The organism is Nostoc sp. 2RC, assembly GCF_014222165.1.
Lineage (GTDB): Bacteria > Cyanobacteriota > Cyanobacteriia > Cyanobacteriales > Nostocaceae > Nostoc > Nostoc linckia.
In genome coordinates, this window is record NZ_JACKZU010000361.1 from 1 (window position 1) to 8349 (window position 8349).

General features: G+C 42.5%; 5 protein-coding genes. 4 read left to right on the top strand and 1 reads right to left on the bottom strand.

Translation table 11 applies throughout. The annotated features are described in order from the left end of the window. Positions 1-2 precede the first annotated feature (2 nt). On the top strand, positions 3-782 hold the full coding sequence (locus tag GNE10_RS28405) for an alpha/beta hydrolase (protein ID WP_311774865.1): 780 nt from the start codon (positions 3-5) through the stop codon (positions 780-782). Between the two features lie 131 nt (positions 783-913). Then, complete coding sequence (locus GNE10_RS28410) at positions 914-2029, top strand: redoxin domain-containing protein (protein ID WP_185568977.1); 1116 nt, start codon at positions 914-916, stop codon at positions 2027-2029. Positions 2030-2264: 235 nt separating this feature from the next. On the opposite strand, the gene GNE10_RS28415 is transcribed toward GNE10_RS28410, so the two are convergent. Then, positions 2265-4220, bottom strand: a complete 1956-nt coding sequence (locus GNE10_RS28415) for a serine/threonine-protein kinase (RefSeq protein WP_185568979.1) — start codon at positions 4218-4220, stop codon at positions 2265-2267. 608 nt (positions 4221-4828) lie between these two features. Here GNE10_RS28415 and GNE10_RS28420 point away from each other — a divergent pair. Further along, positions 4829-6109, top strand: a complete 1281-nt coding sequence (locus GNE10_RS28420; RefSeq protein ID WP_185568981.1) for a DUF4255 domain-containing protein — start codon at positions 4829-4831, stop codon at positions 6107-6109. After that, on the top strand, positions 6106-8091 hold the full coding sequence (locus tag GNE10_RS28425) for an ATP-binding protein (protein ID WP_185568983.1): 1986 nt from the start codon (positions 6106-6108) through the stop codon (positions 8089-8091). Before GNE10_RS28420 ends, GNE10_RS28425 begins: the two co-directional genes overlap by 4 nt. The last annotated feature ends 258 nt before the right edge of the window (positions 8092-8349 follow it).

The following is an 8349-nucleotide window of genomic DNA, read 5'->3' on the forward strand; positions in this document are numbered from 1 at the left end:
ATATTAAAGGAACGGGGGAACCTTTAGTATTAATAGCTGGCTTTCTTTGCGATCATGCTTATTGGTCGCTGATTATTCCGTCTCTGGTTTCAAAATATCAAGTTATTCGCATAGATAACCGGGGTATGGGCCGGAGTTCTGCTCCTGAAAGTCAATATAATATTAAACAAATGGCTGATGATATTGCAGCATTGTTAGATTATATCGGCATTGATAAGGTACATTTAGCAGGTCATTCAATGGGCGGTCAAATTGCCCAAGAATTAGTTTTAGCATATCCTCAAAAAATACAAAGTCTGATGCTACTTTCATCTTTGGCAAAAGGTGATGAATTATTCAACAGCATCATAAAAACTTGGGGTGAGCTTCTCAACCATGTAGACTTGAAACTCTATGAAAAAACCGTCTTGCCTTGGATATTTACAGATACATTCTATTCAATTCCTGGAATGATAGAAGGTCTCATTGAATTTGCCATCAAATATCCCTTCCCACCTGGGACTCATTCACTTTATCAGCACAGCCAAGCCATGCTTGAGTTTGATACAACAGACCGCCTACAACAAATTCATTGTCCCACCTTAGTTTTAGTTGGGAAACAAGATATTCTCACGCCACTCAAGTTTTCCCAGCAACTTGCTCAAGGTATTCCTAATGCTGAACTTGTAGTCATCGACCGTGGTGGTCATGGCTTTTTGATTGAGTCTTCGGATGTTGTAGTTTCAGCTATGCTCAATTTTTTACAAAAGTTAAAGCCTGCTTATACTAATTTTGCTTTTTAGTTATTAGTTATTAGTCATTAGTCATTTGTAATCACATCGAAAATGATTGAATCAGAAATTTGTAAATTATGTGATTGAGGCGTGAAACAAATCAAACATTCAAAATCTAAAATCTAAAATTACCTAATTCTATGCAACCTCTTACTGTTGGCGACCCAATTCCCTGGTTTATTCTTCCTTCAACCTCAAACCCGAATTTTCACTTTAACTCGGTTGGTGGATACCGTAGCGTTTTGTTTTTTTTCGGAAGCTCAAAAAACAATTATAGTCGCCAGATTATTGATGAATTCTCTAAAAGGCAGCAACAATTTGCTTACTACAAAGTGCCTTTCTTTGGTGTCAGCATAGACCCAAATGACACTTTTCTGGCAGAATTAATTGAAAATAAAACTTATTTCAAATTTCTTTGGGATTTTGAAGGGAAAGTTAGCTTTCAATATGGTGTTTGTCAACCAAGGAATCAAGAAAGTAATGAATTACAATATAAACCAACAATTTTTGTTTTAGATGAAAATTTACGAATTATCAAAATTTTGCCAATTTCTACTAATACTAATTCTTGCGAAGAAGTGTTTGAATTTATCAAAACTTTACCTGCGATCGCTGAAAATATTCCCGCAAATAGACAAGCACCTGTTTTATTTATACCAAATGTTTTAGACCGAAGTTTTTGCCAGCATTTAATCAATTTATACGAAGCAGACGGTGGTCAAGAGTCTGGTTTTATGCGACAAATCGATGGCAAAACAGTTGGAGTTTATGACTATGATTTTAAAAAACGTCGAGACTATTTAATTTCTGAACCTGAATTATTAAAGCAAATCAATTATCTGATTATGCGACGGATTAAACCAGAAATTGAAAAGGCTTTTCAATTCACCATCACTCGCTTTGAACGCTACCTAGTATCTTGTTACGAAGCAACTGATAAAGGCTTTTTTAATCGTCATCGCGATAATACTACAAAAGGCACTGCTCACCGACGGTTTGCTATGTCATTAAATCTCAATACTGGCGCTTATCAAGGCGGTGATTTACTATTTCCAGAATATGGACTCCAGCTTTATACTCCAAATGTTGGAGAAGCGGTGATTTTTTCTTGTTCGCTACTCCATGAGGCTACCCCAGTCATCAACGGACGGCGGTTTGTTTTACTGTCATTCTTTTACAACGAAGAAGATGCTAAGTTACGCCAAGAAAATAGTAAGTATCTTGTAGTCAACAATAGCGAAGCTGATAATCAATAAAAAAGCAAGATGATGTCATCAAAATATATAGGAATCCGATTTGACTAATGAACAAAGCTATGCTTTGTCTCCCCTCCCCGAACTTCGGGGAGGTAATTAGGGGGTGGGGTGCAATGGCTGTGGGAATCATAACTAATTATGCGGACATGATATTTAGATGTGAGAATTATTAACAGTCAACATTAATATTTTTCACAACTCCAATAGGATTGCTATATATGTCATTAGCCAAATATTAGCTGTGGATGCGATCGCTATTTGACAAACTTTGCTCGTTAGTCGAGTTTTGAGAAGATTGGATTTGAGTATATATAAAGGTTACTACTCCTAAAGTCAGTCCAATTGCTAAGATGATTCCCAAGATTCGCAAGAAATTAGGAGTATTTCCCGTAGCTGAGTGCTGATTTAGTCTTGGCTGATAAATAGTTTCATCGGTTGGTACGTGGGGTTTGTTTTGATGAGATACAGGTCGCGGTTGATACAATGTTTTATCTAGTGACGGTTCTGGTCTATTAGTATTAGACACAGGTCGCGGTTGAAATAAGGTCTTATCTGTTGGTACTGGCGGTGTATTTTGATGAGAAACGGGTCGCGGTTGAAATAAGGTTTTATCTGGTGGTAGTTGTACTCCACCTTGATTGGATGCAGGTCGCGGTTGAAATAAGGTTTTATCTGGTGGTAGTTGCACTCCACCTTGATTGGATGCAGGTCGCGGTTGAAATAAGGTCGCATCCGGTTTGCTGGGATTGGGGTTATTCACAGGAGTTTGTTGAGAATTGTAATTCTGTGGTTGGTTTTGCTCCACTGGGTTAAAGGATCTGTTAATAGTTTCGTAATTTGAGCCTTGATGATAGGCGTCTGGAGGACGAATAATTGTGTCGTCGTTGGATGTTTCGTAATTTGAGCCTTGATTATAGGCGTCTGGAGGGCGAATAATGGTGTCGTCGTTGGATTGTCTGGGAATGGTTTCGTAATTTGAGCCTTGATTATAGGGGGCTGGAGGGCGAAGAATCGTATCGTCGTTCGATACTGTTTCGTAATTTGAGCCTTGATTATAGGGGACTGGAGGGCGAAGAATCGTATCGTCGTTTGATACTGTTTCGTGATTTGAGCCTTGATTGTAGGGGGCTGGAGGGCGAAGAATCGTATCGTCGTTTGATACTGTTTCGTGATTTGAGCCTTGGTTGTGGAGAGGTCGTGGCGGCTGCACAATAGCCCGTCCTGGTACGCTATGAATGTCGGTGGCAAATTTGGCAGCAGCTTGCAAAGAGCGATCGAGTTCTTCTACACTGGCAAATCGGTTAGCTGGATTTTTGTGCAGGCATTTCATCACCACCGCTTCCAATTGTTCGGGCAAATTCTCGCAGCCTGGTTGCTCCCGCAATGGTTTAGGTGGCTCGTAAGCATGAGCTAATACCCAAGAAGCTTCGCTGATTTGATTACCCTTGATGCTAATCCCAAATGGATCGGCTGCACTGAGCATTTCATAAAGGATAATCCCCAAGCTGTAAATATCACCCCTAGCATCCAAATTTTTATCACTTTGGATTTGTTCGGGGGGCGCATAGCGAAATGTACCAATAAATGTACTAGTAATATTTGTAATCCCAGTATTTTCCGAGGAATCGCTACGGATTTTGGCAACCCCAAAATCTAAAATTTTTACCCACTCTCCCAAATCCGTAGGTACCAAAAATATGTTATCTGGTTTCAGGTCGCGATGAATTACTTGAATATGCTCGGCGGTTTTTCCTGCTTCCCGTTGCAGAGTTACTCCTTTATGGGCCAGCTGGAGACCTTTGCAAGCTTGCGCCATAATTTTTACAGTGCGCTCCACAGGTAAGCGCTTTTCCCGCAGCAATAATTGTCTGAGGGTTTGTCCCCGTAAATATTCCATTACGTAAAATGGAAAACCTTCTGGAGTAATTCCACAATCACTAATTTTTACTATGTGGTCGCTTTGCAGTGCTGCACACACAGCTACTTCACGCTCAAAACGCTTTCTCATTTCTTGTGAAGCCACCAGGGTATCTTTGAGCAACTTCAACGCTACCTGCTGACCTACACGGATGTCCGTTGCTAGGAAGACTTCTCCCATGCCACCACCGCCTAACCGTCGGTCTAAACGATACCGCTGGTTATCACCTACGAAGCGACCATTCCAAGAATTTGAAGAAGGTGGGGATTTCATCAGGGGGAACCCATCCTAAAGTTATTTGAAGGTGTTAAGTTTAGTTCAAGATAGGACTATAGCAATCGACTTTGATTTTTGAACTCCTACAGCTGAGGTAGACATAGAAAGCAGGAAATCAGGAACCAGGCTGTGCCAGTAGTAGGGAATTGTTTCAAAAATCAAATAGCAATTCTACAGTATTACGTAATAATTCAGAGATTAGGAACAAAGTATCTTGACTAGGCTCCTCATTTCTTACAGTATTACAAATTTTTTGCTTGTTTGATGTTGATTATGTAAAATCTTAGTAATTTATATTACTCATTCTTATCTAATTATACTCAGCCTAGCATATTAAAAACTTAAAATAATAGGAATATTTTGATAAAATGCTTAAGCTTAGGACTTGCCGTAGCTAAAATTAGTTCCTGAGAAACACTGAGCTACGGACGAAAAATCAGTGACGAGGATCGGGAATTAGCGATCGCCAATTGGAAGTATATTCATAGTACCCAGTTCCCAATCTCCAGTTCCCAGTCCTTAATATTTAAAGTTTTGCAAAATATATCCTGTGAATGTGTCCTGGCGTACATGATTAAAATGTGCTATTGCCATGAGGAACGAGGATGAGTAAGGTACTCTCTATAGCCGCAGTGACAGCAGTACTAAAAGTTTTGCTGGAAAACGGTTTAGTCAGCGATCCCATCGCTGCTAGTGTTGGTGATGTAATTGTAACTGCCCTACCGCCCGATCGCATTTCAGTTGAAGCTGACGAACGCGCTCAACTCAACCTCTTTCTCTATCAAGTGACGCAGAATCGCAATGTCGATTGGGTATCCCAGGAATTTCGCAGCAGGCACTCGCGTCTAAATGGAAATTTGCCTTCTACGACTCCTCCGTTAGCTCTGGATCTCCACTATTTATTAACGGCCTACGGAGCCAAGGATTTTCAGGCAGAGCTTTTACTAGGCTATGCAATGCATTTGTTACACAAAACACCATGTATTACAACGGATATTATTGAAAATACTTTAATCAATGCAACCGCAACTAATACTTCCACAGCTTTTTCCCAAGCTGTGGCTGGGGTGTCTGTATCTGATTTAGCACAAGCAATTGGGCAAATCAAACTCACTCCAGAGTTTTTCAATATGGAAGAAACTTCTAAGTTATGGTCTGCCTTACAAACTCACTATCGACCTTCAGCTACCTATCTAGCATCAATGGTATTGATTGAGAGTAGCAAATCTGATGACCTTGAAGGCTTTTACATGATGCCCTTGTCTCAACCGAATATCGAGCAAGTAATACCTCTGGAAAAAACCGAACATCAGCAAATGATTGTTGCTGGCACAACATTAATGATTCGTGGAAAGCGGTTACGCGGTGATATCACCAGAATTCGATTGAGTAACACTGAGACATTACTAGTTCCTCAAGATGTAAAGGAAACGCAAATCAGCTTGTTAGTACCAGCAGATTTGTACCCAAGCGTGCAAAGTATCCAAGTGGTACATTTGCCAATGGGCAACATCGGACAAATAGAAGGGATAGTTGAATCAAACGTTGCAGCTTTTGTCCTCCATCCCACAATTACGGCCTTCGTTGCTGGAGTGGAAAACATCGGTGAGAATTTACGTTCAGCAGAAATTACCGTTAAATTCCATCCCAAAGTAGGCAAAGCGCAGCGTATAGTTTTGCTCCTCAGTGATGTGTCAGCCCAAAGTTTGGTAGCTTACTCTTTCTTGGTTCCATCGCGCAGTGAAGATACTGATGCAATTACTATTCCTGTGAAAAATATCAAGCCAGGAACTTATATTGTGCGGGTGCGGGTAGATGGCGCAGAAAGTCCATTGCACAAAAACCAGTCTGGAGAATATGATTCGCCACAGGTAACAATTTCATGAACGCTACAACTATCGATTGGGATCGAGCAAATTACCGCTACCTATCAGCAGCCCTAGCCGTAGTCCGGGGGATTTTAGAAAATCATATTGCCAGTTCGCAAAATCAATCTGAAGCAAAAAACTACGAAAATTTACAGCAAGCACTCCAAGAAGCTGCTGCTGCTATGCCTGCACCATCGGCGTTGGATAGAATCTGCAACATGTTTAGACTCTCATCCTTTGAGAGCAATTTGCTATTGTTGTGTGCAGGTATGGAATTGAATGGAGATTTTGGCAAATTGTGTGCTAAAGTACACGGCGATTCCCAGCGAGCCTACCCAACCATAAGTTTAGCTTTAGCAACTTTACCCCACGTCCACTGGGATGCCATCGCCCCAAATGCTCCCCTACGCCACTGGCGGTTAATTCAAATTGGTGATGCCCACGCCCTCACCCTCAGTCCCTTGAGAATTGACGAGCGGATTTTGCATTACCTCACGGGCATCCAATACCTTGACGAACGCTTAGCTGGCATCATTGAACCATTACCAGAAGTCGGCGATTTAGTACCGTCCCACGAAGAACTGGCAAAGCGGGTTGCGGCTGTATGGTCGCAAGCTCATAAGATAAATAGCTTGCCAATTGTACAATTATGTGGTGCGGAAAATAGTAGTAAACGCGCGATCGCCGCTAGAATTTGTCAACTCCAGGGTTTGAGTTTGTGGATAATGCCCACACAACTCATTCCCCAAGCACCGAGTGAATTGGACAATCTAATTCGGTTGTGGACTCGCGAGACAATTTTGAGTAGGTGTGCTTTACTCCTAGATTGCAACGAACTCGATAGCAATGATACAGCACGACTCCAGGCCATCGCTCACTTCATCGAACGCGTCAACGGCTTTTTAATCGTTACCAGTCGGGAACGAATGCGCCTCACACAGGGCTTAGTAGTTAGTTTTGACGTACATCAACCAACAATCAAAGAACAAGGTGGAGTTTGGCAAGATGCATTAGCGGGGATTGCACCACAAATGAACGGGCAAGTGAAAGCCTTGGTGGATCAGTTTAATTTGAGTGCTGCAACTATCCGCGCCGCCTGTGCAGAAGCCGCAGGGCAACTAGCACAAAAACCAGAAACCGATATTGGCGATATTTTATGGGATGCTTGCCGCATACAAGCACGCCCGCGCCTAGATGAACTCGCCCAACGAATCGAGCCGTCTGGAGATTGGGACGATTTGATATTACCAGAACCCCAGAAACAAATACTCCGTGAAATTGCTGCCCACGTGCGGCAACGGAGTACTGTATATCACAATTGGGGGTTTGCTGGCAAAGGAGGGCGGGGATTGGGAATCAGCGCCTTATTTGCAGGTAGTAGCGGCACAGGTAAAACCTTGGGAGCAGAAGTGCTAGCACATAGATTGCGCTTAGATTTGTATCGCATTGACTTGTCATCGGTAGTCAGTAAATACATTGGCGAAACAGAAAAGAATCTGCGACGGGTGTTTGATGCCGCCGAACAAGGTGGAGTAATTTTGTTATTTGATGAAGCTGACGCTTTGTTTGGTAAACGTAGTGAAGTTAAAGATGCACGCGATCGCTATGCCAACATCGAAGTCAGCTACTTATTGCAACGTATGGAAAGCTACCCAGGCTTAGCAGTTCTGACGACTAACCTCAAAAGTGCAATTGATACAGCCTTCCTACGGCGGATTCGTTTCGTGGTGCAATTCCCCTTCCCCGACACCGCACAACGAGCCGAGATTTGGCGACGCGTCTTTCCACCAAACACGCCAACCGCAGACTTAGATGCAATGCAACTGGCACGGCTCAATGTGGCTGGCGGTAATATCCGCAATATAGCCTTAAATGCAGCTTTTCTCGCCGCCGATGCCGGCGAACCCGTGCAGATGAAACACGTATTGCGGGCTGCTCAGACAGAATATACCAAATTAGAGAAGCCTTTGACTGATGCGGAAATAGGTGGCTGGACGTGATTTTGTAGCTTAGGCTGAAAAGCTAGCCTCAGAAGTTGCTGATGCTGGTCATCATGTATAGTTTGCTGAACGAAATTTTGTGTGGGATTTCTAGCTAAGTATCCAAAAAATTACCCTCCACACTCAATACTTGTCGGTTAAGGGGGAAAGGGAAAGGGGAAAAGGGAAAGAAAAAACCTTTAACCTTTACCCTTTAACCCCTTCGGGGTGACGCTCCTTCGTCGCTAACGCTGACGCTAACGCCAGTCGCTCATGGGG

Excerpts from the sequence above, each read along its gene's own strand:
- GNE10_RS28420 (WP_185568981.1), top strand. The coding sequence starts at position 4,829 with ATGAGTAAGGTACTCTCTATAGCCGCAGTGACAGCAGTACTAAAAGTT.
- GNE10_RS28415 (WP_185568979.1), bottom strand. The coding sequence starts at position 4,220 with ATGAAATCCCCACCTTCTTCAAATTCTTGGAATGGTCGCTTCGTAGGT.
- GNE10_RS28410 (WP_185568977.1), top strand. The coding sequence starts at position 914 with ATGCAACCTCTTACTGTTGGCGACCCAATTCCCTGGTTTATTCTTCCT.
- GNE10_RS28425 (WP_185568983.1), top strand. The coding sequence starts at position 6,106 with ATGAACGCTACAACTATCGATTGGGATCGAGCAAATTACCGCTACCTA.